Source organism: Aldersonia sp. NBC_00410 (genome assembly GCF_026342035.1).
In the GTDB taxonomy this organism is placed as follows: Bacteria; Actinomycetota; Actinomycetes; order Mycobacteriales; family Mycobacteriaceae; genus Aldersonia.
In genome coordinates this window covers 453,793-479,180 of the sequence record NZ_JAPENM010000004.1, presented here as the reverse complement: position 1 = coordinate 479,180, position 25,388 = coordinate 453,793, and the positions used below count along the sequence as shown (strand labels likewise).

Sequence of the window (25,388 nt, the reverse complement as noted above, 5' to 3'; positions counted from 1 at the left end):
TTCGGGGCAGCAGATGAGCGACAACAAGAGCAGGCCCGCGCAGGGCATCCTGGGCACCAAACTCGGCATGACCCAGGTCTTCGACGAGAACAACCGCGTCGTTCCGGTCACCGTGATCAAGGCGGGCCCGAATGTGGTCACCCAGATCCGGACCGTGGAGCGCGACGGCTACAGCGCCGTGCAGGTTGCCTTCGGCGCGATCGATCCCCGCAAGGTGAACAAGCCGGTCAGCGGCCAGTTCGCCAAGGCAGGCGTCACCCCGCGCCGGCACGTTGCGGAGATCCGCGTTGCCGATGCCTCGGCCTTCGAGATCGGTCAGGAACTGACCGCCGAGGTCTTCGAGGACGGCGCGTTCGTCGACGTGACGGGCGTCAGCAAGGGCAAGGGCTTCGCCGGCACCATGAAGCGGCACGGCTTTGCCGGCCAGGGTGCCAGCCACGGTGCGCAGGCCGTGCACCGTCGCCCCGGCTCGATCGGTGGCTGTGCCACCCCGGGTCGTGTCTTCAAGGGCACCCGGATGTCGGGCCGCATGGGTAATGACCGGATCACGACGCAGAACCTCTCGGTCCACAAGGTGGACGCCGAGAACGGTCTGCTGCTGATCAAGGGTGCGATCCCGGGCCGCAAGGGCGGCGTCGTGATCGTCAAGAGTGCAGTGAAGGGTGGTGCGCGGGCATGACCAGCACCGAGACCAACGCGAAGCTGACGCTGGACGTCAAGGCCCCGGGCGGTAAGACCGAGGGCACCGTCGAGCTGCCGGCCGCGATCTTCGACGTGACCGCGAACATCGCGCTGATGCACCAGGTGGTCGTCGCACAGCTCGCCGCCGCGCGTCAGGGCACGCATTCCACCAAGACTCGCGGCGAGGTCCGCGGCGGTGGCCGCAAGCCGTACCGCCAGAAGGGCACCGGCCGGGCTCGTCAGGGCTCGACTCGCGCGCCGCAGTTTGCCGGCGGTGGCGTCGTGCACGGCCCGCAGCCGCGCGACTACAGCCAGCGCACCCCGAAGAAGATGAAGGCCGCCGCCCTGCGCGGGGCCCTCTCGGACCGGGCGCGCAGCGAGCGCATCCACGTGATCTCCGAATTGGTGGCCGGCCAGGCGCCGTCGACCAAGGGCGCGCGGACGTTCCTCGCCGAGATCTCCGACCGCAAGAAGCTGCTGCTCGTCATCGGGCGTGAGGACATCGCGGCCTGGAAGAGCGTGCAGAACCTGGACAACGTCCACCCGATCGCGCCGGATCAGCTGAATACCTATGACGTGCTCGACAGCGACGACGTCGTCTTCAGTGTCGAGGCGCTCAACACTTTCGTGCACGGGCCGGCCGAGTCGGCTCAGGACGTGCAGGAGGAGAGCAAGTGAGCACCATCGCCGACCCCCGCGACATCGTGCTGGCACCGGTCATCTCGGAGAAGTCCTACGGGCTGCTCGAGGAAGGTACCTACACCTTCATCGTGCACCCGGACTCGAACAAGACGCAGATCAAGATCGCCGTCGAGCAGATCTTCGGTGTGAAGGTGACCAACGTCAACACCGCCAACCGTCAGGGCAAGCGCAAGCGGACCCGCTTCGGTTACGGCCAGCGCAAGAGCACCAAGCGCGCGCTCGTGACCCTCTCGGCCGACAGCAAGCCCATCGAGATCTTCGGGGGACCGGTCGCCTAGGCGACCGGACTTCTGAGAGCAGAGGACGAGAAGACTCATGGCAATCCGCAAGTACAAGCCGACTACCCCGGGCCGCCGCGGCTCGAGCGTCTCGGACTTCGCCGAGATCACTCGGTCGACCCCCGAGAAGTCGCTCATCCGCCCGCTGCACAGCACGGGTGGCCGCAACGCGCACGGCCGCATCACGACCCGACACAAGGGTGGCGGTCACAAGCGTGCCTACCGGCTGATCGATTTCCGTCGCGACGACAAGGACGGTATCCCGGCCAAGGTCGCGCACATCGAGTACGACCCGAACCGCACCGCGAACATCGCGCTGCTGCACTACGCCGATGGCGAGAAGCGCTACATCATCGCGCCCGTCGGCGTGAAGCAGGGTGTGCGCATCGAGTCGGGTCCGTCCGCGGACATCAAGCCCGGCAACAACCTGCCGCTGCGCAACATCCCGACCGGTACCACCATCCACGCGGTGGAGCTGCGTCCGGGCGGCGGCGCCAAGATGGCCCGCTCGGCCGGTTCCAGCATCCAGCTGCTGGGCAAGGAGGGTCCGTACGCGACCCTGCGTATGCCCTCGGGTGAAATCCGTCGCGTCGACGTGCGCTGCCGCGCCACCGTCGGTGCGGTCGGCAACGCCGAGCAGTCGAACATCAACTGGGGCAAGGCCGGCCGTATGCGGTGGAAGGGCAAGCGCCCGACCGTCCGTGGTGTGGTCATGAACCCGGTCGATCACCCGCACGGTGGTGGCGAGGGCAAGACCTCGGGTGGCCGCCACCCGGTCAGCCCGTGGGGCCAGCCGGAAGGCCGTACCCGCAAGCCCAACCGCCCGAGCGACAAGCTCATCGTCCGTCGCCGTCGCACCGGCAAGAACAAGCGCTAAGGAGGAGGTTAAGCAATGCCACGCAGCCTGAAGAAGGGCCCGTTCGTCGACGACCACCTCCTTGCGAAGGTGGACGTGCAGAACGAGAAGGGCACCAAGCAGGTCATCAAGACCTGGTCCCGTCGTTCCACGATCATTCCGGACTTCATCGGTCACACGTTCGCGGTCCACGACGGCCGTAAGCACGTGCCGGTGTTCGTCTCGGATTCGATGGTCGGCCACAAGCTCGGTGAGTTCGCGCCGACGCGGACGTTCAAGGGACACATCAAGGACGACCGGAAGAGCAAGAGGCGATGACTGCACCAGTTCAGAACCAGACAGCTCGCGCCACGGCCAAGTTCGTGCGCGTGACGCCGATGAAGGCGCGCCGCGTCATCGACCTGGTCCGCGGTCGTTCGGTGACCGATGCGCTCGCGATCCTGAAGTTCGCGCCGCAGGCCGCCAGCGAGCCGGTTGCCAAGGTCGTCGCCAGCGCGGCGGCGAACGCCGAGAACAACCTCGGCCTCAACCCGGCCACTCTGGTGATCTCGAAGGCGTACGTCGACGAGGGCTCCACCCTGAAGCGATTCCAGCCGCGCGCCCAGGGCCGTGCGTTCCGGATCCGCAAGCGGACCAGCCACATCACCATCGAGGTCGAGAGCGTGCCCACCCAGGGCGGCGCGACTCGTAACCGTCGGAAGGGAGCTCAGTAGTGGGCCAGAAAATCAACCCGCACGGCTTCCGCCTCGGTATCACCACCGACTGGAAGTCGCGCTGGTACGCAGACAAGCAGTACGCGGAGTACGTCAAGGAAGACGTCGCGATCCGCAAGCTGCTCGGCACCGGCATGGAGCGGGCCGGCATCGCGAAGGTGGAGATCGAGCGCACCCGTGACCGGGTTCGCGTCGACATCCACACCGCGCGTCCGGGCATCGTCATCGGCCGCCGCGGCGCCGAGGCCGACCGCATTCGCGCCGACCTGGAGAAGCTGACCGGCAAGCAGGTTCAGCTGAACATCCTCGAGGTCAAGAACGCCGAGTCCGAGGCACAGCTGGTGGCACAGGGTGTCGCCGAGCAGCTGAGCAACCGTGTCGCGTTCCGTCGGGCGATGCGCAAGGCCATCCAGTCGGCCATGCGTCAGCCCAACGTCAAGGGCATCCGCGTGCAGTGCTCGGGTCGCCTCGGCGGCGCCGAGATGAGCCGCTCGGAGTTCTACCGCGAGGGTCGTGTCCCGCTGCACACGCTGCGTGCGGACATCGACTACGGCCTGTACGAGGCCAAGACCACCTTCGGCCGGATCGGTGTGAAGGTCTGGATCTACAAGGGCGACATCGTCGGTGGCAAGCGTGAGCTCGCCGCTGCGGCCGCCCCGGCCGGTGACCGTCCGCGGCGTGAGCGGCCGAGCCGCCCGCGTCGTTCGGGTTCGGCCGGTACCACCGCGACCAGCACCGAGGCCGGCCGTGCCGCCACCGCTGTGGCGGACGCACCGGCTCCGGCGGAAAACCAGGAGGGCTGACGCATGCTGATGCCTCGGCGGGTCAAGCACCGCAAGCAGCACCACCCGAAGCGTTCGGGTGCAGCCAAGGGCGGCACCCAGGTCGCGTTCGGTGAGTGGGGAATTCAGGCGCTCGAGCCTGCCTACATCACCAACCGGCAGATCGAGTCCGCGCGTATCGCGATGACTCGGCACATCAAGCGTGGCGGCAAGATCTGGATCAACATCTACCCGGATCGCCCGCTGACCAAGAAGCCGGCAGAAACCCGAATGGGCTCCGGCAAGGGCTCGCCCGAGTGGTGGGTCGCGAATGTCAAGCCCGGACGGGTGATGTTCGAGATGAGCTATCCGAATGAGGAGACCGCACGCGAGGCACTGCGCCGCGCGATGCACAAGCTCCCGTGCAAGTGCAGGATCGTGACCAGGGAGGAGCAGTTCTGATGGCTACCGGAACACCGGCCGCAGAGCTCCGCGAACTCAGCGACGAGGAACTCGTCGCCAAGGTCCGCGAGTCGAAGGAAGAGCTGTTCAACCTCCGCTTCCAGATGGCCACCGGCCAGCTCGACAACAACCGTCGGCTGCGCGTGGTGCGTCACGAGATTTCGCGGGTTTACACGATCATGCGTGAGCGCGAACTCGGCCTGGCCACCGGACCCGAGGGTGATGTGGCATGAGTGAGGAAAAAGCAGTGAGCAACGAAGAGCGCGCCAGCCGCAAGATCCGTACCGGATATGTGGTGTCGGACAAGATGCAGAAGACCATTGTGGTCGAGCTGGAGGATCGCAAGAGCCACCCGCTTTACGGCAAGATCATCCGCACCACCAGCAAGGTGAAGGCGCACGACGAGCAGGAGACCGCCGGCATCGGCGATCGCGTTCGTCTGATGGAGACCCGCCCACTGTCGGCCACCAAGCGCTGGCGGCTCATCGAGGTCCTCGAGAAGGCGAAGTAGTACCCGGTGTGCGTGGTGCGGTGTTCATCCACTCGCGCCACGCACACCACACGACCGCGCGCGTCTGGTCGGCAATCTGGCGCGTATAGAGAATCCAGGTCAAGGAGAAGTAAGTGATTCAGCAGGAGTCGCGGCTGCGCGTCGCCGACAACACGGGTGCGAAGGAGATTCTCTGCATCCGTGTGCTCGGTGGCTCGTCGCGCCGCTACGCCGGGATCGGTGACGTCATCGTCGCCACCGTCAAGGACGCCATCCCCGGTGGCAACATCAAGAAGGGCGAGGTCGTCAAGGCCGTCATCGTCCGCACCGTCAAGGAGCGCCGCCGTCCGGATGGTTCCTACATCCGTTTCGACGAGAACGCCGCCGTGCTCATCAAGCCGGACAACGATCCTCGCGGTACCCGCATCTTCGGCCCGGTCGGCCGCGAGCTGCGCGACAAGAAGTTCATGAAGATCGTCTCGCTCGCCCCGGAGGTGCTGTGATGAAGGTGCACAAGGGCGACACGGTGCTGGTCACCGCGGGCAAGGACAAGGGCGCCAAGGGCAAGGTCATCCAGGCTTACCCCAAGGAGAACCGCATCCTCGTCGAGGGCGTGAACCGCATCAAGAAGCACACTGCGATTTCGGCCAACCAGCGTGGCGCGCAGTCCGGCGGAATCGTGACGCAGGAAGCCCCCATCGACGTCTCGAACGTGATGGTCGTGGATTCCGACGGGAACCCGACTCGGGTCGGCTACCGGACCGATGACAACGGCAAGCGGGTCCGCATCTCCCGTAAGAACGGGAAGGACATCTGAGATGACCACCACGGAGAACAAAGTCCAGCCGCGGCTGAAGCTGCGCTACCGCAGCGAGATTCGCGACGAACTGAACAAAGAGTTCAACTACGCGAACGTCATGCAGATCCCGGGCGTCGTGAAGGTTGTCGTGAACATGGGTGTCGGCGACGCCGCCCGTGACGCGAAGCTGATCAACGGCGCGGTCACCGACCTGCAGCTGATCACCGGTCAGAAGCCGGAGATCCGCAAGGCCCGCAAGTCCATCGCGCAGTTCAAGCTGCGTGAGGGCATGCCGATCGGTGCGCGCGTGACGCTGCGCGGTGACCGGATGTGGGAGTTCCTCGATCGCCTCACCTCGATCGCGCTGCCCCGTATCCGCGACTTCCGCGGCCTCTCGCCGAAGCAGTTCGACGGCAACGGCAACTACACGTTCGGCCTGAACGAGCAGTCGATGTTCCACGAGATCGACGTGGACCGCATCGATCGCCCGCGCGGCATGGACATCACCGTCGTTACCACTGCGACCAACAACGAGGAAGGCCGTGCCCTACTGAAGCACCTCGGCTTCCCGTTCAAGGAGAACTGAGCATGGCCAAGAAAGCACTGGTCAACAAGGCCAACAAGAAGCCGAAGTTCAAGGTCCGCGGTTACACCCGCTGCCAGCGTTGCGGTCGTCCGCACGCGGTTTTCCGCAAGTTCGGCCTGTGCCGTATCTGCGTCCGCGAGATGGCGCACCGTGGCGAGCTGCCGGGCGTGCACAAGAGCTCCTGGTAAGCAGCTAGACCCTTCGACGAGGGGGCGATTGCCGGCGACGTCCAACGACGCTCGTTCTGGCAACCGCCCCTTCGTCGCGTTCCGGGCACCCGGCCGTGTATGTAAATGGCATTCTCTGTCATGATGGAACCTATGCTCGATCAAGAGAATGCTGTTTCCGCCGCCGTTGCTGCCGCGGTTTTCAGCGCGGACTCGACCGTAGTCGAGCCGGCGACGCGCGACTACTTCAGCTCCGACTTCGATCTCGTCTCGCTGCAGGTGTCGCGGGAACGCTCGTTGATGCGCGCCAGGCTGAGCGACAAACTGCGCTCGCATGCGGGCTCGGCCTCTCTCGGGTTGCTGATGACGCTGGTCGACTTCGTGACGTCCGATCCCGCGCTCGTGGTCGTGCATCCGGACTGGACCGCCACTCAGGACATTGCGTTACACGCGGTCGCCCCGGTTTCCGAGGGCCCCGTCATCGTGGACAGCCGGCTCGTGCGCGTCGGAAAGAAGACCGTCGTCGTGTCGGCAGATGTCTACGACGGGCATGGCATCACCGATCTGCGCGAGGCCGCAGAAGTAATCGACACGGTCGGTAGTGCCGGCGCGCTCACCCTCGCCGCACGCGGGCTGGTGACCTTCGCTCGCCTCCCACGCTCCGCCGCGCGCGACGCCGATTCCTACACCCCGGGCAAGTGGATCGGGAAGCTCCGGGAACGTCCGGGCGAGCCCGTGGACGGGACGATTTACTCCCGGCTCGGCCTGCGGGTCCTGGACGCGGCCGGCGGGGTTCTCGAACTCGACAAGACGCCGTCCGTGCTCAATTCGATCGGCACCCTCCAGGGCGGCGCGCAGGCCATCTTCGTCGAGGCGGCCGCGCACGCGATGCGGCCCGACCTCGTCGCGACCGATATGCAGGTGCACTATCTGGCCCAGATCGGATCCGGGCCGGCGCGGTCGTACGGGACCGTAATCCGGGACGCCGCCGATCACAGCGTGCTGAGCATCCGGCTCGTCGACGCCGGCAATGACGATCGGCTGCTCACGCTGACGACGGTGACCTTGCAGCGCGTCGCCGGCTGAACTGGACTTCGGCGTAACGAGGCCATCGGACGTTTCGGCGCCGCGGCGGGGTTCGACCCGGTAGTCCGCGAGGTTCGATCGGCGTCGGAATGGGTACCGGGCGGTTACGCTCCGGGGACCAGACGGTGGAGGTGTGCGATGACCCAGACGACCTCGAATCCCGCTCCGGAATCTGGGCACCCCGAACTCAAACGCGTGCTTGGGCCCGGCCTGCTGCTGTTGTTCATCGTCGGCGACATCCTGGGCGCCGGCGTCTACGCCGTCACCGGTCAGATGATCGGCAACGTCGGTGGGATGGCGTGGGTGCCGTTCATCTGCGCGTTCATCGTCGCCACGCTCACCGCGTTCTCGTACCTGGAACTGGTGACGAAATTCCCGCAGGCAGCCGGCGCAGCGCTGTACACGCACAAGGCGTTCGGGCTCCATTTCTTCACCTTCCTGGTGGCGTTCGCGGTCATCTGCTCGGGTATCACCAGCGCCTCGACTTCGTCGAATGTGGTCGCGGGCAACCTGCTCGAAGGCTTGCACGAGACGTTCAGCGACGCGGACGGTCTCGGCTGGTTCGATGTGCCGAGCGGGAGTACCGCCCAACTCGTCATCGCGCTCGGGTTCATGGTGCTGCTCGCGCTGATCAATCTGCGCGGTGTCGGCGAATCGGTGAAGTTCAACGTTGTTCTCACCGTCGTCGAGATGGCGGCCTTGCTCATCGTCATCGTCATCGGATTCGTCGCCGCGGGACGCGGTACCGGCGGGGGCGATATTTCGAACCTCGTCGTTTTCGAGGACGCCAACGAGAAGGGCTGGTTCCTGGCCGTCACGATTGCGACGACGATCGCGTTCTTCGCGATGGTGGGCTTCGAGGACTCGGTGAACATGGTCGAGGAGACCAAGGAGCCGCAGAAGATCTTCCCGAAGACGATGTTCTCCGGACTCGGCATCGCCTGCCTGCTCTACGTTCTCGTCGTGGTCGCGGTGATCGCCGTGCTGCCGCTGGACTACGACTCCGGCGACGAGGGCATCCTGCTGCACGTGGTGCGCATCGGCGCGCCCGACGTCCCGATCGACGAGATCTTCCCCTACCTGACGGTGTTCGCGGTGGCCAACACCGCACTGATCAACATGTTGATGGCGAGCCGGCTGATCTACGGCATGGCGCGTCAGCAGGTGCTGCCGCGCGGTCTCGGCGCCGTCTTGCCCGGCCGGCGCTCGCCATGGGCGGCGATCATCTTCACCACCGCGCTGGCGCTGGCGCTGATCATCGTGGTCAATCGGATGTCGGGAAACTCGGTGGTGGCCGCGCTGTCGGGCACGACCGGACTGCTGCTGCTTTGCGTGTTCTCGGTCGTCAACGTCGCTTGCATTGTGTTGAAACGGAATTCGGCGGAGACGTTCTTCCGCGCGCCGATCTCGGTATCGGCGACGGGTGCGGTGCTGTGTCTGTTCCTCGCCGGTCCATGGGCGCGCACCTCGGAGCAGATGGTCCAGTACAAGATCGCCGGAGTGCTGCTTCTGATCGGTGTTGCGCTGTCCGCAATCACGTATGCGATCAACAAGGCGAGCGGGCAGAGCACCGGCTTCGCCGACATCGAGCATCTGGCCGCGGACGAGAATCTCGACCTCGATCCGTCGGACCGGTACCACCCGCCGCACTACCCGGACAAGTAGTCCGCTGCGTAGGCCTCCAGGCGGTCGGCCAGCTCGCGTGGCCGGCTCAGCGCCGGAGTGTGCCCACCGTCGATCTCGTCGGGCGTGATCCCCAGGCGTTTCCGGGCGACGCGGCGAAGAAAACCAAGCGGGAACATGTGGTCGTCGCGGCATGCCAAAACCCGGATGGGGACGTCGGGCCACGCACTCAGCGGCGACGGTTCGCCCAGTCCGGCCTCGGATTGCACGCGTGCCCGCTGCAGCGCCTCGGCGGCCAGTTCCGGCGCGACATCCTGGTAGAACAGGGCCACGATGTCGCCGAAGTCGGGCTGCGCTTCCTGGTCGTATTTCGTGTTCGCCCAGTAGTCGGCGGGCGCCTCTCCCGGCGCGGGGATCATGGCCGCCACCAGGACGAGTAGTTGCGCAGCCACGCGGTCACAGACCAGCGGCGCGGTGAAGCCACCGAGCGATTGGCCGACCACGACAACGTCGGTCCGGTCGCCGATCGCCTCGACGACCGTGTCCGCGTACTCGGGCAGGCCGGCCGAGTCGTCGTCACACGGCAGATCCGGCGCGACGGTGGCATGGCCGCGTGCCCGCAATTCGGCCTCCACCAGGTGCCAGTACCAGCCGACATCGCCCGCGCCGTGGATCAAGACAAATGTGGCCACCGGCGCGCCTTCTCGCTCGGGGCTACAGGTTGAACCGCCCGGCGAACCCGCGCAGCGGAAGGTCCGCGCTGGTGCGGATCCCGGGCGGCGCGGCGACCACGGAGCGGATGGCGTTGAGCGCGGGGAGCCCGGTGACGGTCATGCCGATCGAGGCGAAGTTCTCGGGATTGGACAGGTCGACGCCGGGCTTGGGGAAGATCATGTGCTTGTTGTAGATGCACGGATCGCCCTTGATCTGCGTGATGTAGCAGCCCTTGATGTCCCAGTTCGGTGCGGTGTGTGGGGTCATCTGCCACTCGAGGTGCGTCTCGACGCGCGGCACGCCGTCCACCATGCCCTGGTATTTGATGTAGTTGCCGCCCAGCGACCCCTTGGGCAGCGTGTACCACCCGAGATCGACGTCCTTGGTGCACGCGCCGAGCTCGTAGGAGAACGTCACCTCGTCGAGTTCGAGGCCGAAGCAGTCGGCCATCATCAGCACGCTGTCGGCGAAGACGCTGGTGTATTTCTCCAGCTTGCCCGGGATGCTGGGGTCGTCGATCGGCAGGCCGTAGCCGACCTCGATCCAGGTGTCCTTCGAGTGGTGACAGGACACGTCCACCGATTCGATGGTGGTGATGTTCTCGATCTCGGCCACGTCGGCCGAGCACACCACGCCGAGAATCTGGTTCAGGCCCGGGTTCATGCCGGTGCCGTAGAACGTCGAATCGCCCCGCCGGCAGGCCGCTTCGAGCACGTCGGAGGTCTTGCGTCCGGACGGGTGCGGGTGGTTCCGGTCGCGATGATGACCGGTGATCCAGTCGGCGGTGGTGACGACGTTGATGCCCGCCTCGAGCACACGCTCGTAGAGCTCCTCGTCGGGGAAGACACCGTGAAAGGTCAGCACGTCGGGTTTGGCGGCGATGATGTCATCGATCGAACCGGTCGCGATCACCCCATTCGGTGCGATTCCGGCGATCTCGCCGGCGTCTCGACCGATCTTTTCCGGTGTGTAGCAATGCAATCCGATGAGCTCGAGATCGGGGTGGGTGCCGATTCGTTTGATCATCTCGGTGCCGACATTGCCGGTCGCCACCTGGAAGACCCGGGTTTTTGGCTGCGTGTTCATAGCTGGTTCGGCCTTTCTCACAACTTCGAGTTCGGTCAGGAGTGCGAGCGCACCGCGGAAAGCCCGGTGGCGCCGTTCGGTGCAGGGGTGTCGGGATAGAACTGGGCCGCCCAGGTACGCAGTGCGCGGAAACCGGCGAACTCCTTGGGAGACAGGGCAGGTGGGTCGGAGTAGCGCTGATGCGCCCAGATGTGCACGTCTGCCTCGAACTGCTCGATGACGAAGGCCGCCATGGACTTTCCGTACTGGGTCGGACCGGTGTTCTCCTCGCCCGGTTTGCGGCCGATCCACACCGTAAAACGCACATCCGAAGTGTGCTCGTCCACCGGAGTTACCGCCGGCATGGTGCGGTTTTCGACCATGCCCCAGCTCTTCGTAATCGAGCAGCCCAGCCCGGCATTGATCGATTCCACTCCGCTGGTGGCATTTTCGAGCGTCGTGCCTTCGTCGAACGCGATGGTGAAGTCGACAAACGAGATGGGTCCGGAGAAGTCGTGACGGGTGAACTCCGGCATGAACGGGGTCTTGTGCACGAACTTGAAATGCGCGAAGTCGACGCCGTTCTCCATGATGTACTGCGGATGGATTTCCAGTTGTTCGCGAAAAAGCGTCGCGCCGGGGATCGGCGGGTAGTAGTCGGCGGCAGTCTTGCCGTCTCCGAAGGCGGCGAACATATCCGGGACATCGAAGTACGGTGGGCGACCCTCGACGTCGTGCCAGATGAAGATCGACTCGTTGAGTTCGGCGACCGGGTAGCTGCGGATGCGGCGGCCCTTGTTCGGGTGTTTCTCGTAGGGCACGCATACATTGCGGCCATCGCGGTTCCACTCCCAGCCGTGGAACGGGCACACGATGCGGTCGCCTTCGACGTGGCCGCCGTAGCCCAGATGCGCGCCGAGGTGCTCGCAGTAGGCGTCCATCACCGCGACGTCGCCCGCGGCCGAGCGCCAGGCGATCAGCTCGCGGCCGAAGTAATGCATGCGATGGACGTCGCCCACCCCGATCTCGGCCGACCACGCCACCTGGAACCAACCGGTGGGTTTCATCGACAACGGCGGCTTCGCCATGGTGCTCCTCCCGCGTTTACCCCTTCGTAATCGTAGAAGGTTCTACGAACAGCGCAATAGGTCGGCCATGCTAGGTCCGTGTGGTGGCCTGGCCCGCACTACCATCGGACGAATGACCGAAGCGGGCGTCACCGGCCGGCGTGCGAACCGACGTGGCCTGGCGACCCGCGAGAGCATGCTCAAAGGCGCACTGAAATCGCTCGCCTCCGGTGATCCGGGTGCGGTGTCGGGCAACCGGATCGCCAAGGAAATCGGTGTCACCTGGGGTGCGCTGAAGTATCAGTTCGGCGATATCGACGGATTCTGGGCTGCGGTCCTGCACTACACGGCCGAGCGTCGCGGTGACCTGCCGGCCAGGGTTGATCCCGACGCGTCGCTGCGCGAGCGGGTCGCCGGGATGATCGAGCTGATGTACGAGGGGCTCAACGCCACCGATTCGCGGGCGATCGAAACCTTGCGCGCCGCGCTGCCGCGCGAGCACGCCGAACTCGAACGGCTCTACCCCCGCACGGCCGCGGAACTGGCTTCCTGGAAGCCGCTGTGGAACGACGCGTGTCAGAAGGCGTTCGCCGATCTCGACGTCGATCCGGTGCGGGTGCGTGAGATCGCAGCCTTCATCCCGGGTGCGATGCGCGGGATCACCTCGGAGAAGCAGCTCGGCACGTATTCCGATCTGGACGAGGCGCGGCGCGGGCTGACGAACGCGATCGTGGCTTATCTGGAGCGGTCCGGGCCGAGTTAGGCGAGCGCGAGCTGGGCCGATTTGGTCCCAGCTGGGCTTTTGCCTACACTAGAACGGTTGCCTGGGCGACGTGTGCACTGCCGTGCCCGCGAAACTTCACGGCGACGTACTCATGCCGGCCGGCAATTGTTGGCCGGACCAGCCGAATTGTTGTAGGCCCACGGCGGGCGTGCTGCCAAGCGCGCCGGTGTTGTATGGGAACCGCAGCGAGAAAGGTGTCGAGGTCGAACCATGACCATGACAGATCCAATCGCAGACTTTCTAACTCGTCTGCGCAACGCCAACTCGGCGTACCACGATCAGGTGAAATTGCCGCACAGCAAGATCAAGGCGAACATCGCCGAGATCCTCAAGCGTGAGGGCTACATCACCGATTACCGCAGCGAGGATGCCACCGTCGGCAAGACGCTCATCGTCGACCTGAAGTACGGCCCCAGCCGCGAGCGCAGCCTCGCCGGCGTGCGGCGCGTTTCCAAGCCCGGTCTCCGGGTGTACGCGAAGTCCACCAACCTGCCCAAGGTCCTGGGCGGCCTGGGCGTGGCGATCATCTCCACGTCCGCCGGTCTGCTCACCGACCGCCAGGCGGCCAAGCAAGGTGTAGGCGGGGAAGTCCTCGCCTACGTCTGGTAAGGGGCGCAAGCAATGTCGCGTATTGGAAAGAAGCCGATCCCGGTTCCGTCCGGCGTCGAGGTGAACATCACCGGCCAGGACATCGCGGTGAAGGGCCCCAAGGGCACGCTGTCGCTGACCGTCGCGGAGCCGATCAAGGTCGCCAAGGGTGAGAACGGTGAGCTCGAGGTGGCGCGTCCGGACGACGAGCGGCGTAACCGCTCGCTGCACGGCCTGACCCGGACCCTGGTGGCGAACCTCATCGTCGGTGTGACCGACGGCTACACCACCAAGATGGAGATCCACGGCGTCGGTTACCGCGTCGCGCTGAAGGGCAAGGACCTCGAGTTCGCCCTCGGCTACAGCCATCCGGTGCCGATCGAGGCCCCCGAAGGCATCACCTTCGCGGTCGAGAACCCCACCAGGTTCTCCATTTCGGGCATCGACAAGCAGCAGGTTGGCCAGATTTCGGCCAACATCCGTCGTCTGCGGCGTCCCGATCCCTATAAGGGCAAGGGCGTCCGCTACGAGGGTGAGCAGATCCGCCGCAAGGTCGGAAAGACGGGTAAGTGACATGAGCCAGACCGAAAACCAGAAAGCCAAGCGGGTTCCGCTCGGCACGGACGTGTCGACTGCGCGTCGTCTGTCGAAGGCGCGTCGCCACTTCCGTCTCCGCAAGAGGATCTCGGGCACGCCCGAGCGGCCGCGCCTCGTGGTGCACCGCTCGTCGCGGCATCTGCACGCGCAGCTCGTGGACGACCTCGCAGGTCGCACCATCGCCGCTGCGTCGACCATCGAGCCGGACGTGCGTGCGGTCGACGGCGACAAGTCGGCCCGTGGCGCCAAGGCGGGCGAGCTCCTCGCCGCCCGTGCCAGGGCAGCCGGCGTGGAGGCCGTGGTCTTCGACCGCGGTGGCCACGATTACCACGGCCGCATCGCCGCGTTGGCGGACGCCGCTCGCGAAGGTGGGTTGAAGTTCTGATGATCAACACTGTTCTCAATGGAAGGATCGCCTGATGCCGGGACGTCAAAGGCGTGACGGCGGCAGCGGACCCGCCGGAGCAAACGGACCAAGCAATGACAACCGTGGTGGCGGTCGCGACCGCCGCGACGGTGGTGGCGGCCGCAACCAGGCCGAGAAGAGCAACCACCTCGAGCGGGTCGTTGCCATCAACCGTGTTTCCAAGGTCGTCAAGGGTGGCCGGCGCTTCAGCTTCACCGCGCTGGTCATCGTCGGTGACGGCAACGGACTCGTCGGTATCGGTTACGGCAAGGCCAAGGAAGTTCCCGCAGCCATCCAGAAGGGTGTCGAGGAGGCTCGCAAGGGCTTCTTCCGCGTCCCGATGATCGGCAGCACCATCGTGCACCCGGTGCAGGGCGAGGCCGCCGCCGGCGTCGTCATGCTGCGCCCGGCCAGCCCCGGTACCGGTGTTATCGCCGGTGGCGCGGTGCGTGCCGTGCTCGAATGCGCCGGCATCCACGACATCCTGTCGAAGTCGCTCGGTAGCGACAACGCCATCAACGTCGTGCATGCCACCGTCGCCGCCCTGAAGCAGCTGCAGCGTCCCGAGGAGGTGGCCGCGCGTCGTGGCCTCCCGATCGAGGACGTCGCGCCTGCGGGCATGCTGCGGTCGCGTGCGGGTCAGGGGGCTTGATCATGGCTCAGCTGAAGATCACCCAGATCAAGAGCACCATCGGATCCAAGGCGAACCAGCGCGACAGCATGCGCACGCTGGGTCTGCGGAAGATCCGCCAGTCGGTGGTGCGCGAGGACAACGCGCAGAACCGTGGGCTGGTCAACGTGGTGCGCCACCTCGTGGAAGTTGAGGAGGTCTGACATGACCATCAAGTTGCACCACCTGAAGCCGGCTCCCGGCTCGAAGACCGAGAAGACTCGTGTCGGCCGCGGTGAGGGTTCCAAGGGTAAGACCGCCGGTCGTGGCACGAAGGGCACCAAGGCACGCAAGAACGTGCCTGCCGCCTTCGAGGGCGGGCAGATGCCGCTGCACATGCGGCTGCCCAAGCTCAAGGGCTTCACCAACCGGTTCCGCACCGAGTACCAGGTCGTGAATGTTGCGGCCATCGCGAAGCTGTTCCCCGAGGGCGGCACTGTTGGCGTCGACGAGCTCGTCGCCAAGGGCGCGGTTCGCAAGAACCAGCTCGTGAAGGTGCTCGGCGAGGGCGAGATCTCCGTTGCCGTGCAGGTGACGGCGGACAAGTTCTCCGGCGCTGCCAAGGAGAAGATCGCCGCGGCCGGTGGGAGCACCACCGAGCGGTGATGTCTTCACCCCACTGCTAGACCCGGCGCCGGCCGCGGCCGAAGCGCGTAGCTTCCGCCACGGCCGGCGCTGTTTCGTACCGCAACCGCACGGACAATCGTGGCCGGTCGCCGGAACCCTGGCGACCGGGCACCTCCGTGAGGTCGATCGCCGGGCTGATATTCTCGGAGACTGTGTGACTGGCAACCCGGGAGGTTGCCGGTCCAACTAATGTTTGCTCATGTTTGCGCTGGTCAAGTCCAGCCACGCCGCTAAGTTGCCCTACCCGGTGACGCACAGGAGGATCCTTGCTTTCCGCCTTCGTGTCGGCCTTCAGGACCCCTGATTTGAGGCGGAAGATCCTCTTCACTCTTGGGTTGGTCGCTCTGTACCGCCTCGGTGCCTCGCTGCCGTCCCCAGGGGTCGATTACGGCAACGTCCAGAAGTGCGTCGAAGAAGTCTCCGGTGGTGACAACGCCGGTATCTATCAGCTGATCAACCTGTTCTCCGGTGGTGCGCTGCTGCAGTTGTCGGTCTTCGCGATCGGCATCATGCCGTACATCACCGCGAGCATCATCGTCCAGCTCCTGACGGTCGTCATCCCGCGCTTCGAAGAGTTGCGCAAGGAAGGCCAGTCCGGCCAGACGAAGATGACGCAGTACACCCGGTACCTGTCGATCGCACTGGCGGTCCTGCAGGCCACCGGCCTCGTCGCGCTTGCCTCTCGTGGTCAGCTGCTGCAGGGCTGCCAGGAGGACATCCTGGCCGACGACAGCATCTTCGCCCTGATCGTCATCGTGCTCGTCATGACCGCCGGCGCCGCGCTGGTCATGTGGTTCGGCGAGCTGATCACCGAGCGCGGCGTCGGCAACGGCATGTCGCTGCTGATCTTCGCCGGTATCGCCTCGCGCATTCCGTCCCAGGGCAAAGCAATTCTGGACAGCCGCGGCAATCTGGTCTTCGCGCTCGTGTGTCTGGGGGCCCTGGCAATCATCACCGCGGTCGTCTTCGTCGAACAGGGTCAGCGTCGCATCCCGGTGCAATACGCGAAGCGAATGGTCGGACGCAAGATGTACGGCGGCTCCTCGACCTACCTGCCATTGAAGGTGAACCAAGCCGGCGTGATCCCTGTGATCTTCGCCTCGTCGCTGCTGTACCTGCCGAACCTCATCGCTCAGCTGACCGGTTCGAACACCGAACCGGACCCGAGCTGGTGGCAGAAGTTCATTCAGCAGTACCTGGTCAACCCGGGTAACCCGGTCTACATTTCCATCTACTTCTTGATGATCGTGTTCTTCACGTACTTCTACGTGGCGATCACATTCAACCCCGATGAGCGCGCCGAAGAGATGAAGAAGTACGGCGGCTTCATCCCCGGTATCCGGCCGGGACGTCCCACCGCCGACTATCTGAACTACGTGCTGAGTCGCATCACGCTGCCCGGTTCGCTGTACTTGGGCCTTGTGGCGGTTGTGCCGAACCTGTTCCTCGATCTTGGCGGCTCGGGCAACGGGGGCAGCCTGCCGTTCGGCGGTACAGCGGTGCTGATCATGGTCAGCGTCGGCCTCGACACGGTCAAGCAGATCGAAAGCCAGCTTATGCAACGCAACTATGAAGGGTTCCTCAAGTGAGAATCGTTCTGCTCGGTCCGCCGGGCGCCGGGAAAGGTACGCAGGCCGTCCTGCTGTCCGAGAAGCTCGGTGTTCCGCACATCTCGACCGGTGACCTCTTCCGCGCCAACATCGGCCAGGAGACCGCCCTCGGGGTGGAGGCGAAGAAGTACCTCGACGCCGGTGACCTGGTGCCCAGCGAGATCACCAATCGGATGGTCGAGGCCAGGGTCGCCGAGCCGGACGCGACGAACGGGTTCGTACTCGACGGCTTCCCGCGCACGGTCGATCAGGCCGATGCACTCGAGGACATCCTCGCCGCACTGAACACCAAGCTCGACGCGGTGCTGTGCTTCGTCGTCGCCGAGGACGTGGTGGTCGAGCGGATGCTTGCCCGCGGCCGCGCCGACGACAACGAGGACGTGATCCGCAACCGCCTCAAGGTCTATCGCGAGGAGACCGCGCCGCTGCTCGACCACTACGACGGCCTGGTCGTCACCGTGGAAGGCGTCGGCGAGGTCGACGAGGTCAACACTCGGGCCCTGCGCGCGCTGGGGCACTGAGGTCGTGTCGATGTCGCTGCGGCGCAAGCGCAAGGTGGTGCCGTTCCGGTCCGCGGGTGAACTGGACGCCATGGCGGCGGCCGGCGCCGTCGTCGGCCGCGCTCTGGTCGCCGTACGCGAGGCGGCCAAGCCCGGTGTTTCCACCCTGGACCTGGACCGGATCGCCGAACAGGTGATCCGCGATGCCGGCGCGGTGCCGTCGTTCCTGGGTTACCACGGCTTCACCGGTTCGATCTGCTCGTCGGTGAACGAACGGGTGGTGCACGGCATCCCGTCGGCGGCGGACGTCCTCGCCGCGGGCGATCTCGTTTCCATCGACTGCGGCGCGATCCTCGACGGCTGGCACGGCGACTCGGCCTGGACCTTCGGGGTCGGCGAGATCATCGAGGCCGACCGGTTGTTGTCCGAGGCCACCCGGTTGTCCATGGAGGCGGGCATCGCGGCGATGCTGCCCGGCAACCGGCTCACCGACGTCTCGCACGCGATCGAGCAGGGCACGCGCGCGGCCGAGCGCGACCACGGCCGCAGCTACGGCATCGTCGACGGCTACGGCGGGCACGGTATCGGCAGGCAGATGCACCTCGAACCGTTCCTCGCCAACGAAGGCGCACCGGGGAAGGGCCCCGAACTCGTGGTCGGCTCCACGCTCGCGATCGAGCCCATGCTCACCCTCGGCACCACGCAGACCAAGGTGCTCGACGACGACTGGACCGTGGTGACCACCGACGGCAGCCGCGCCGCGCACTGGGAGCACACCGTCGCCGTCACCGAGGACGGTCCGCGAATCCTGACGCTGCGGCCCGAGTAACCGGCGCCGACCGCTGATCAGCGTCGCAACGTATCGAAAAACGTCGTGACGTCGTCGACGTAGAGGGCGGGCTGCTCGAACGCCGCGAAGTGGCCGCCCCGCGGCATCGTCGTCCAGCGGGTGATATTGAAACCGGCCTCGCACCAACTGCGCGGCATTTGCAGGATTTCCTTCGGGAACGCCGCGACACCGGTGGGTAGCTCGACGCGGTCGGCGCCGCCGAACGATGTGAAGCTCTCCCAGTACAACCGTGCCGACGATGCCCCCGACCCAGTGAGCCAATACAGCATCACGTTGTCGAGCATCTCGTCGCGGGTCAGCGCGTTCTCGGGGTGTCCGTCGCAGTCCGTCCACGACCAGAACTTCTCGACGATCCAGGCCAGTTGCGCGACCGGGGAGTCGACCAATCCATAGCCGAGGGTCTGCTGACGCGTCGACTGCTGCTTGGCGTAGGCGTTGTCCCACCTGCGGTAATACTTCATCCGCTGCAGCGCCCGCAGCTCCTCGTCCGTCGGATTGTCCAGCGGTCCCGGGGGAGTGCCGAGCGGCATGTTCAGGTGAATCCCGGCGCAGCGGCCGCCGTTTCGGCCAATCTGCGTGGTGACCGAGGCGCCCCAGTCGCCGCCCTGCGCGCCGAATCGCTCGTAGCCCAGCCTTCCCATCAACGTCGCCCACGCGACGGCGATCCGCTCCACGCCCCAGCCCGTGCGCGTCGGTTTACCGGAGAAGCCGTATCCCGGAAGCGATGGGCACACCACGTCGAATCCGCGCTCGGTCAACGGCGCGATCACCTTGTGGAATTCGACGGTCGAGCCCGGCCAGCCGTGGGTGATCAGGAGTGGGAACGCATCGGGCCGCGAGGACCGTTGGTGGATGAAGTGAATGTCGAGTCCGTCGATTTCGGTGGTGAACTGGTCGAAGCGGTTCAGCGCCCGCTCGCGGGCTCGCCATTCGTAGGTGTTGGCCCAGTAATCGGCCAGCTCTCGGGTGTAGGCCAGCGGAATGCCTTGGCTCCAATCGTCGACGCATTCGGCCTCCGGCCAACGCGTCCGATTCAGTCGCGTCCGCAAATCGGCGAGTTCGTCCTCGGTTGCGGCGATGCGGAAGGGATTGATTCCAGGCATGCGGTTCACGATTCCAGCAGGACGGTCACCGGGCCGTCATTGACCAGACTCACCTGCATGTGCGCGCCGAACTTCCCGGTGGCGACCGTGGCGCCGAGGGCACGCAGGCTGTCGGCGAAGTGATCGACCAGCGGCTCGGCGACCGGCCCAGGTGCGGCTTTCGACCAGGACGGTCGCCTGCCCTTCGCGGTATCGGCGTAGAGCGTGAACTGACTGACCACCAGGATCGGTGCGTCCACATCGGCGGCCGCGCGCTCGCCGTCCAGGATTCGCAGCCCCCACAGCTTTCGTGCGAGTGCAGCCGCGATCTGCGGCGTGTCGGTGTGGGTGGCGCCGACGAGCGCGAGCAGGCCCTGGCCGGTAGCGGGCGCTATCTCGCCCACGACCGCATCATCGACGGTGACGGCGGCCGATCGGACGCGCTGGACGAGGACGCGCATGTCGACCGATGCTGCCACCCGTGCCGACGGGGCAGGTATGCCGGCTGGGATTCCACGCCGGTCGGCGTCATTTGGCCTGGTGGGAAACTCCCGGTAGACTCGGGCAACGGTGCGCTCTGCGCGCCGGTTGTCTGCGTGCCCGGACCTGGGAAACCGAACGAGCGCGGTGAAAACCGGCCCGGTCTGCACCACGGTAACCGACGGTGTGAACAAGTAACCAGGCCGAATGGCCGGGATCGCGGAGGATATGGCGAAGAAGGACGGGGCCATCGAGGTCGAAGGGCGGGTTGTCGAACCGCTGCCCAATGCGATGTTTCGCATCGAGCTGGAGAACGGTCACAAGGTTCTCGCGCACATCAGCGGAAAGATGCGTCAGCACTACATTCGCATCCTTCCCGAAGACCGTGTGGTCGTCGAGCTTTCGCCCTACGACCTGTCGCGCGGACGCATCGTCTACCGCTACAAGTAGACCCTTGGGGGGCTCCGCCCCCCAAGTACCCCCCGCGGGGCCTCCGCCCCGCAAAGGAAATGGTCCGCGCTGACGCGCGGGCTGCATTGATGCCCTCGAGCGAAGCCCGAGGGGGATTGGACGGACGTGAAGGTTCAGCCGAGCGTCAAGCCGATCTGCGAGAAGTGCAAGGTGATCCGGCGTAATGGCCGAGTCATGGTGATCTGCGACAACCTGCGTCACAAGCAGCGCCAGGGCTGACGCCCGGCGGCGCAGAGCGCCACGCACCGATCGACGATCGGATTGGCAACAAAAAGAAGACCTCCCAACACCAGCCCGCGCATTCGAGCACGAGCCCACCCCCGGCACGGAGGCCGGGGCCCCCGACAGAGGTGGGGACGGACTGGGAGCAGACCTCCGCGAAGACAAGGAATCGCCACATGGCACGTCTCATGGGTGTCGACCTCCCGCGCGAGAAGCGCATGGAGATCGCACTGACCTACATCTACGGCATCGGCCGTACCCGCTCGCACGAGATTCTCGACGCGACGGGTGTCAGCCCGGATCTCCGCAGCAAGGATCTGTCCGACGACGACCTGACCAAGCTGCGTGACTACATCGAGGGCTCCGAGCTCAAGGTGGAAGGCGACCTGCGCCGCGAGGTACAGGCCGACATCCGTCGCAAGATCGAGATCGGCTGCTACCAGGGCCTGCGCCACCGTCGTGGTCTGCCTGTCCGCGGGCAGCGCACCAAGACCAACGCGCGCACCCGTAAGGGTCCGAAGCGCACCGTCGCAGGGAAGAAGAAGTAATGCCTCCGAAGACACGGGCCTCAGGTCCCAAGAAGACCCAGAAGTCGCGTCGCAGGGAAAAGAAGAACATCCCGCACGGCAACGCGCACATCAAGAGCACGTTCAACAACACGATCGTGTCGATCACCGACCCGAACGGCAACGTCATCTCGTGGGCGTCGTCCGGTCACGTCGGTTTCAAGGGTTCGCGCAAGTCGACTCCGTTCGCCGCGCAGCTCGCCGCCGAGAACGCTGCCCGCAAGGCGCAGGAGCACGGCGTCAAGAAGGTCGACGTTTTCGTGAAGGGTCCCGGCTCCGGCCGCGAGACCGCGATCCGTTCGCTGCAGGCCGCCGGGCTCGAGGTCGGCACCATTTCCGATGTCACCCCCCAGCCGCACAACGGCTGCCGTCCGCCCAAGCGTCGTCGCGTCTAGCGGGAAGGAAGAGAAAAATGGCTCGTTATACCGGACCCATCACCCGCAAGTCGCGTCGTCTGCGCGTCGACCTCGTCGGCGGAGACCAAGCGTTCGAGCGTCGTCCCTACCCGCCCGGCCAGCATGGCCGGGCGCGGATCAAGGAGAGCGAGTACCTGCTCCAGCTGCAGGAGAAGCAGAAGGCCCGCTTCACCTACGGCGTCATGGAGAAGCAGTTCAGCCTGTACTACAAGGAGGCGAACCGCCTCAAGGGTAAGACCGGCGAGAACCTGCTCCGCCTGCTCGAGACCCGTCTCGACAACGTCGTCTACCGGGCCGGACTGGCCCGTACCCGGCGGCAGGCTCGCCAGCTGGTCAGCCATGGCCACTTCCTGGTGAACAACAGGAAGGTCGACGTCCCCAGCTACCGCGTCTCCCAGTACGACATCATCGATGTCAAGGAGAAGTCGCTGCCGACGCTGCCGTTCCAGGTTGCCCGCGAGACCGTCGGCGATCGTCCCGTTCCGGGTTGGCTGCAGGTCATCCCCGGCCGGCTGCGCATTCTGGTCCACCAGGAGCCGGAGCGCGCGCAGATCGATGTGCCGCTGTCCGAACAGCTCATCGTCGAGTACTACTCGAAGTAAAAGCGTTGTCGCTGCCTGCCTTCGGGCAGGCAGCGTCCGCATCCCCACACGTGGGCGTCAAATAGTGGGCGTCCGTAGGAGGAAGAAACAACCATGCTGATTTCGCAGCGACCCACCCTGACCGAAGAAGTCCTCGCCGACGACCGCTCGAAGTTCGTGATCGAGCCGCTCGAGCCCGGCTTCGGCTACACGCTGGGCAACTCGCTCCGGCGCACCCTGCTCTCGTCGATTCCCGGCGCGGCTGTCACCAGCATCCGCATCGACGGCGTGCTGCACGAGTTCACCACCGTGCCCGGGGTCAAGGAAGACGTCACCGACATCATCCTGAACCTCAAGGGCCTCGTCGTGTCCTCGGAAGAGGATGAGCCGGTCACGATGTACGTGCGTAAGCAGGGCCCCGGCGCCGTCACCGCGGCTGACATCGTGCCGCCGGCCGGTGTCACGGTGCACAACCCGGACTTGCACATCGCGACCCTGAACGACAAGGGCAAGCTCGAGATCGAGCTTGTCGTCGAGCGCGGCCGCGGCTACGTGCCGGCGGTGCAGAACAAGGCGAGCGGCGCCGAGATCGGCCGGATCCCGGTCGACTCGATCTACTCGCCGGTGCTCAAGGTGACCTACAAGGTCGAGGCCACCCGTGTCGAGCAGCGCACCGACTTCGACAAGCTGATCCTCGACGTCGAGACCAAGAACTCCATCACCGCTCGGGACGCGCTGGCTTCGGCCGGTAAGACCCTGGTGGAGCTGTTCGGTCTCGCGCGCGAGCTCAATGTCGAGGCCGAAGGAATCGAGATCGGTCCGTCGCCTGCCGAGGCAGACCACATCGCATCGTTCGGCTTGCCGATCGAGGATCTCGACCTCACCGTTCGTTCCTACAACTGCCTCAAGCGGGAGGGCGTGCACACCGTCGGTGAGCTCGTCGCACGCACCGAGTCCGATCTGTTGGACATCCGCAACTTCGGGCAGAAGTCGATCGACGAGGTCAAGGTCAAGCTGCACTCGCTGGGCCTCGCGCTCAAGGACAGCCCCGCAACATTCGACCCGTCGAGCGTTGCCGGCTACGACGCCGCCACCGGCACCTGGAGCGACACCGATGGTGGTGCGTTCACCGAGGCCGAAGGTACCGACCAGGATTACGCCGAGACCGAACAGCTCTGAGCTCCCGCGAGCTGTTCGATCCCTAATAGGAGAAACAAACAATGCCCAAGCCCACCAAGGGTGCCCGTCTCGGCGGGTCGGCCAGCCACCAGAAGGCGATCCTGGCGAACCTTGCCACCGCCCTCTTCGAGCACGGCCGGATCACCACCACCGAGACCAAGGCCAAGCGTCTTCGCCCCTACGCGGAGAAGCTCGTCACCCACGCCAAGGTCGGCACCCTCGCGCATCGTCGTGAGGTGCTGAAGGTCATCCGCAACAAGGATGTCGTGCACACCCTGTTCGCGGAGATCGGCCCGTCGTTCGCCGATCGCGATGGCGGCTACACCCGCATCATCAAGACGGTGCCTCGCAAGGGTGACAACGCGCCGATGGCGATCATCGAGCTCGTTCGCGAGAAGACCGCCAGCTCGGAGGCGTCCCGCGCCACCCGTGCCGCGGCGTCGAAGAAGGCTCGGGCCGAGGCTGCAGTGACGGCCGAGCCGGAGAACGTCGTCGCCGAGGTCGAGGCCGAGGCCACCGAGGCCGAGGTTGCCAACGCCGACGCGGTCGCCGAGGCCGTGACCGACGAGTCGAGTGCGGTCGCCGCGTCCGAAGAGGTCGCCGACAGTGCCGATGATGTCGAGGTCGACGTCGACGCCAAGGACAACAAAGAGTCCTGACGTGTCACACGCTGATGGGCCCGCCGTACCCTCCGGGGACGGCGGGCCCGTTCGTTTCACCAGGCTGCGGCTCGATATCGCCTACGACGGCACCGACTTTCGCGGCTGGGCGCGTCAGCCGGGCCTGCGCACGGTCTGCGGCGTGCTCGAGGACGCGCTCGGCACGGTGCTGCGCGAGCCGGTACAGCTGACCGTGGCCGGACGGACCGACGCCGGGGTCCACGCGGAAGGTCAAGTGGCCCATCTCGATCTGGCCGATGCACCGGCCGACCTGCCGAAACTGGTGCGACGAATGGCGCGCTTTCTGCCTTCGGACATCCGCATTACGCGGATCACGCAGGCGCCGCCGGAATTCGACGCGAGATTCTCCGCGCTGCGTCGCCATTACGTCTACCGCTTGGGCACAGCCGAATCGGGCGTGCCGCCGCTCGCTGCGCGCAGTGTGGTCGCGTGGAACCGCCCGGTCGATCTCGACGCCACCAGGGCCGCGTCGCGATCGCTGCTCGGGCTGCACGACTTCGCTGCGTTCTGCCGCCGACGCGAGGGCGCAACGACGGTACGCGAATTGCAACGATTCGATTGGGACCTGTCCGGGGAGCGGCTTACCGCCCGGGTCAGCGCCGACGCGTTTTGCTGGTCGATGGTGCGCAGCCTCGTCGGTGCCGTCCTTGCCGTCGGCGAGGGCCGCCGAACCGTCGACTGGGTCGGCGGTCTACTCGATGAGCGGGTGCGGTCGAGCAGTGTGCCGGTCGCGCCGGCGCACGGGCTCAGTCTGGTCGCCGTCGATTACCCGGAGTATTCGCTGCTCGCCGCGCGAAATGCCGAAACTCGTTCGTTGCGTGGGGAATCCGAAATCGAGCGGAGCTGCTGCGGCGGCGACTGATATTGCCGGATATGATCCAAGTCACTCCAAATACTGTGGAGTAACCGGCGCCCACTCTACGATCACAAATCGATACAATTGGCCCAGGTTGTGTTATTACCTCGTGATCTGCGATCCTACCGGCCAGTGTCTTGCTCGTTATTTGCTGAGTAGGACGCGGAGGAGTA

The 25,388-nt window shown here is 65.7% G+C and carries 39 protein-coding genes; 34 read left to right on the top strand and 5 right to left on the bottom strand.

Annotation, left to right across the window (positions count from 1 at the left end; all coding sequences use genetic code 11):
* The first annotated feature begins 13 nt into the window (after positions 1-13).
* The 16 genes from rplC (at position 14) to OG921_RS12455 (ending at position 9,246) form a co-directional block, all read left to right on the top strand.
* The gene (rplC, locus tag OG921_RS12530; RefSeq protein WP_266112764.1) at positions 14-679 is read left to right on the top strand and encodes a 50S ribosomal protein L3; all 666 of its coding nucleotides are present in this window, start codon (positions 14-16) and stop codon (positions 677-679) included.
* Positions 676-1,359: a 50S ribosomal protein L4 gene (rplD, locus tag OG921_RS12525; RefSeq protein WP_266112763.1), complete on the top strand. Its 684-nt coding sequence runs from the start codon at positions 676-678 to the stop codon at positions 1,357-1,359. The genes rplC and rplD overlap by 4 nt, the downstream gene beginning before the upstream one ends.
* Positions 1,356-1,661: a 50S ribosomal protein L23 gene (gene rplW, locus OG921_RS12520; protein ID WP_266112762.1), complete on the top strand. Its 306-nt coding sequence runs from the start codon at positions 1,356-1,358 to the stop codon at positions 1,659-1,661. Before rplD ends, rplW begins: the two co-directional genes overlap by 4 nt.
* Before the next feature lie 37 nt (positions 1,662-1,698).
* On the top strand, positions 1,699-2,538 hold the full coding sequence (gene rplB / locus OG921_RS12515; protein WP_266112761.1) for a 50S ribosomal protein L2: 840 nt from the start codon (positions 1,699-1,701) through the stop codon (positions 2,536-2,538).
* A gap of 15 nt (positions 2,539-2,553) precedes the next feature.
* Positions 2,554-2,835 carry a 30S ribosomal protein S19 gene (rpsS, locus tag OG921_RS12510; RefSeq protein WP_005518370.1) on the top strand — a complete coding sequence of 94 codons (282 nt, stop codon included), beginning with the start codon at positions 2,554-2,556 and terminating at the stop codon, positions 2,833-2,835.
* Positions 2,832-3,230: a 50S ribosomal protein L22 gene (rplV, locus tag OG921_RS12505; RefSeq protein ID WP_266112760.1), complete on the top strand. Its 399-nt coding sequence runs from the start codon at positions 2,832-2,834 to the stop codon at positions 3,228-3,230. The genes rpsS and rplV overlap by 4 nt, the downstream gene beginning before the upstream one ends.
* Positions 3,230-4,033 carry a 30S ribosomal protein S3 gene (gene rpsC / locus OG921_RS12500; RefSeq protein WP_266112759.1) on the top strand — a complete coding sequence of 268 codons (804 nt, stop codon included), beginning with the start codon at positions 3,230-3,232 and terminating at the stop codon, positions 4,031-4,033. The genes rplV and rpsC overlap by 1 nt, the downstream gene beginning before the upstream one ends.
* Positions 4,034-4,036: 3 nt before the next feature.
* A complete protein-coding gene (gene rplP, locus OG921_RS12495; protein WP_266112758.1) occupies positions 4,037-4,453 on the top strand; it encodes a 50S ribosomal protein L16 in 417 nt (138 codons plus the stop codon).
* Complete coding sequence (gene rpmC, locus OG921_RS12490; protein ID WP_266112757.1) at positions 4,453-4,686, top strand: 50S ribosomal protein L29; 234 nt, start codon at positions 4,453-4,455, stop codon at positions 4,684-4,686. Before rplP ends, rpmC begins: the two co-directional genes overlap by 1 nt.
* A complete protein-coding gene (rpsQ, locus tag OG921_RS12485) occupies positions 4,683-4,964 on the top strand; it encodes a 30S ribosomal protein S17 (RefSeq protein ID WP_266112756.1) in 282 nt (93 codons plus the stop codon). The genes rpmC and rpsQ overlap by 4 nt, the downstream gene beginning before the upstream one ends.
* Positions 4,965-5,077: 113 nt before the next feature.
* On the top strand, positions 5,078-5,446 hold the full coding sequence (gene rplN / locus OG921_RS12480; RefSeq protein ID WP_266112755.1) for a 50S ribosomal protein L14: 369 nt from the start codon (positions 5,078-5,080) through the stop codon (positions 5,444-5,446).
* The gene (gene rplX / locus OG921_RS12475; RefSeq protein WP_266112754.1) at positions 5,446-5,760 is read left to right on the top strand and encodes a 50S ribosomal protein L24; all 315 of its coding nucleotides are present in this window, start codon (positions 5,446-5,448) and stop codon (positions 5,758-5,760) included. Before rplN ends, rplX begins: the two co-directional genes overlap by 1 nt.
* A 1-nt stretch (position 5,761) precedes the next feature.
* Positions 5,762-6,328 (top strand): 50S ribosomal protein L5, encoded by a 567-nt coding sequence (rplE, locus tag OG921_RS12470; RefSeq protein WP_266112753.1) that lies wholly within the window; start codon positions 5,762-5,764, stop codon positions 6,326-6,328.
* Positions 6,329-6,330: 2 nt separating this feature from the next.
* Positions 6,331-6,516, top strand: a complete 186-nt coding sequence (locus tag OG921_RS12465; protein WP_266112752.1) for a type Z 30S ribosomal protein S14 — start codon at positions 6,331-6,333, stop codon at positions 6,514-6,516.
* A gap of 132 nt (positions 6,517-6,648) precedes the next feature.
* Positions 6,649-7,581 carry a hypothetical protein gene (locus OG921_RS12460; protein ID WP_266112751.1) on the top strand — a complete coding sequence of 311 codons (933 nt, stop codon included), beginning with the start codon at positions 6,649-6,651 and terminating at the stop codon, positions 7,579-7,581.
* A gap of 138 nt (positions 7,582-7,719) precedes the next feature.
* Entirely contained in the window at positions 7,720-9,246 is a 1,527-nt protein-coding gene (locus tag OG921_RS12455) for an APC family permease (protein WP_266112750.1), read from the top strand.
* Here the strand turns inward: OG921_RS12455 and OG921_RS12450 are convergent.
* The 3 genes from OG921_RS12450 to OG921_RS12440 are packed head-to-tail and all read right to left on the bottom strand — an operon-like array spanning position 9,231 to position 12,071.
* Positions 9,231-9,896 (bottom strand): alpha/beta fold hydrolase, encoded by a 666-nt coding sequence (locus OG921_RS12450; protein WP_266112749.1) that lies wholly within the window; start codon positions 9,894-9,896, stop codon positions 9,231-9,233. The genes OG921_RS12455 and OG921_RS12450 overlap by 16 nt on opposite strands.
* A gap of 22 nt (positions 9,897-9,918) precedes the next feature.
* Positions 9,919-11,004 (bottom strand): dihydrodipicolinate reductase, encoded by a 1,086-nt coding sequence (locus OG921_RS12445; RefSeq protein WP_266112748.1) that lies wholly within the window; start codon positions 11,002-11,004, stop codon positions 9,919-9,921.
* A 35-nt stretch (positions 11,005-11,039) separates the two neighbouring features.
* Positions 11,040-12,071 carry a Rieske 2Fe-2S domain-containing protein gene (locus tag OG921_RS12440; RefSeq protein WP_266112747.1) on the bottom strand — a complete coding sequence of 344 codons (1,032 nt, stop codon included), beginning with the start codon at positions 12,069-12,071 and terminating at the stop codon, positions 11,040-11,042.
* Positions 12,072-12,183: 112 nt separating this feature from the next.
* On the opposite strand from OG921_RS12440, the gene OG921_RS12435 reads away from it, so the two are divergent.
* The 10 genes from OG921_RS12435 (at position 12,184) to map (ending at position 18,661) form a co-directional block, all read left to right on the top strand.
* A complete protein-coding gene (locus OG921_RS12435; RefSeq protein ID WP_266112746.1) occupies positions 12,184-12,813 on the top strand; it encodes a TetR/AcrR family transcriptional regulator in 630 nt (209 codons plus the stop codon).
* Between the two features lie 231 nt (positions 12,814-13,044).
* Positions 13,045-13,443 (top strand): 30S ribosomal protein S8, encoded by a 399-nt coding sequence (gene rpsH, locus OG921_RS12430; protein WP_266112745.1) that lies wholly within the window; start codon positions 13,045-13,047, stop codon positions 13,441-13,443.
* 12 nt (positions 13,444-13,455) lie between these two features.
* Positions 13,456-13,995 (top strand): 50S ribosomal protein L6, encoded by a 540-nt coding sequence (rplF, locus tag OG921_RS12425; RefSeq protein ID WP_266112744.1) that lies wholly within the window; start codon positions 13,456-13,458, stop codon positions 13,993-13,995.
* Between the two features lies 1 nt (position 13,996).
* Positions 13,997-14,404, top strand: a complete 408-nt coding sequence (rplR, locus tag OG921_RS12420; protein ID WP_266112743.1) for a 50S ribosomal protein L18 — start codon at positions 13,997-13,999, stop codon at positions 14,402-14,404.
* Between the two features lie 34 nt (positions 14,405-14,438).
* A complete protein-coding gene (rpsE, locus tag OG921_RS12415) occupies positions 14,439-15,077 on the top strand; it encodes a 30S ribosomal protein S5 (protein ID WP_266112742.1) in 639 nt (212 codons plus the stop codon).
* Between the two features lie 2 nt (positions 15,078-15,079).
* Complete coding sequence (gene rpmD, locus OG921_RS12410) at positions 15,080-15,259, top strand: 50S ribosomal protein L30 (protein WP_266112741.1); 180 nt, start codon at positions 15,080-15,082, stop codon at positions 15,257-15,259.
* A gap of 1 nt (position 15,260) precedes the next feature.
* Positions 15,261-15,701, top strand: coding sequence for a 50S ribosomal protein L15 (gene rplO / locus OG921_RS12405; RefSeq protein ID WP_266112740.1), 441 nt, complete (start codon positions 15,261-15,263; stop codon positions 15,699-15,701).
* 287 nt (positions 15,702-15,988) lie between these two features.
* Positions 15,989-17,311, top strand: a complete 1,323-nt coding sequence (gene secY, locus OG921_RS12400; protein WP_266112739.1) for a preprotein translocase subunit SecY — start codon at positions 15,989-15,991, stop codon at positions 17,309-17,311.
* On the top strand, positions 17,308-17,853 hold the full coding sequence (locus tag OG921_RS12395; protein WP_266112738.1) for an adenylate kinase: 546 nt from the start codon (positions 17,308-17,310) through the stop codon (positions 17,851-17,853). Before secY ends, OG921_RS12395 begins: the two co-directional genes overlap by 4 nt.
* A 10-nt stretch (positions 17,854-17,863) precedes the next feature.
* On the top strand, positions 17,864-18,661 hold the full coding sequence (map, locus tag OG921_RS12390) for a type I methionyl aminopeptidase (RefSeq protein WP_266112737.1): 798 nt from the start codon (positions 17,864-17,866) through the stop codon (positions 18,659-18,661).
* 17 nt (positions 18,662-18,678) lie between these two features.
* Here the strand turns inward: map and OG921_RS12385 are convergent, their stop codons facing one another.
* Both OG921_RS12385 and dtd read right to left on the bottom strand, forming a co-directional pair.
* On the bottom strand, positions 18,679-19,785 hold the full coding sequence (locus tag OG921_RS12385; RefSeq protein ID WP_266112736.1) for an epoxide hydrolase family protein: 1,107 nt from the start codon (positions 19,783-19,785) through the stop codon (positions 18,679-18,681).
* A gap of 5 nt (positions 19,786-19,790) precedes the next feature.
* Positions 19,791-20,225 carry a D-aminoacyl-tRNA deacylase gene (gene dtd / locus OG921_RS12380; protein WP_266112735.1) on the bottom strand — a complete coding sequence of 145 codons (435 nt, stop codon included), beginning with the start codon at positions 20,223-20,225 and terminating at the stop codon, positions 19,791-19,793.
* Between the two features lie 247 nt (positions 20,226-20,472).
* Here dtd and infA point away from each other — a divergent pair, with 247 nt between their 5' ends.
* The 8 genes from infA (at position 20,473) to truA (ending at position 25,221) form a co-directional block, all read left to right on the top strand.
* Positions 20,473-20,694, top strand: a complete 222-nt coding sequence (infA, locus tag OG921_RS12375) for a translation initiation factor IF-1 (protein WP_003418601.1) — start codon at positions 20,473-20,475, stop codon at positions 20,692-20,694.
* Positions 20,695-20,820: 126 nt separating this feature from the next.
* Positions 20,821-20,934 carry a 50S ribosomal protein L36 gene (rpmJ, locus tag OG921_RS12370; RefSeq protein WP_040515091.1) on the top strand — a complete coding sequence of 38 codons (114 nt, stop codon included), beginning with the start codon at positions 20,821-20,823 and terminating at the stop codon, positions 20,932-20,934.
* A 179-nt stretch (positions 20,935-21,113) separates the two neighbouring features.
* Complete coding sequence (rpsM, locus tag OG921_RS12365; protein WP_266112734.1) at positions 21,114-21,485, top strand: 30S ribosomal protein S13; 372 nt, start codon at positions 21,114-21,116, stop codon at positions 21,483-21,485.
* Positions 21,485-21,898, top strand: a complete 414-nt coding sequence (rpsK, locus tag OG921_RS12360; RefSeq protein WP_266112733.1) for a 30S ribosomal protein S11 — start codon at positions 21,485-21,487, stop codon at positions 21,896-21,898. The genes rpsM and rpsK overlap by 1 nt, the downstream gene beginning before the upstream one ends.
* 17 nt (positions 21,899-21,915) lie before the next feature.
* Entirely contained in the window at positions 21,916-22,521 is a 606-nt protein-coding gene (gene rpsD / locus OG921_RS12355) for a 30S ribosomal protein S4 (RefSeq protein ID WP_266112732.1), read from the top strand.
* 93 nt (positions 22,522-22,614) lie between these two features.
* Positions 22,615-23,679 carry a DNA-directed RNA polymerase subunit alpha gene (locus OG921_RS12350; protein WP_266112731.1) on the top strand — a complete coding sequence of 355 codons (1,065 nt, stop codon included), beginning with the start codon at positions 22,615-22,617 and terminating at the stop codon, positions 23,677-23,679.
* 41 nt (positions 23,680-23,720) lie between these two features.
* Positions 23,721-24,338, top strand: a complete 618-nt coding sequence (rplQ, locus tag OG921_RS12345) for a 50S ribosomal protein L17 (protein ID WP_266112730.1) — start codon at positions 23,721-23,723, stop codon at positions 24,336-24,338.
* Positions 24,295-25,221: a tRNA pseudouridine(38-40) synthase TruA gene (gene truA, locus OG921_RS12340; RefSeq protein ID WP_266112729.1), complete on the top strand. Its 927-nt coding sequence runs from the start codon at positions 24,295-24,297 to the stop codon at positions 25,219-25,221. Before rplQ ends, truA begins: the two co-directional genes overlap by 44 nt.
* Positions 25,222-25,388 lie beyond the last annotated feature (167 nt).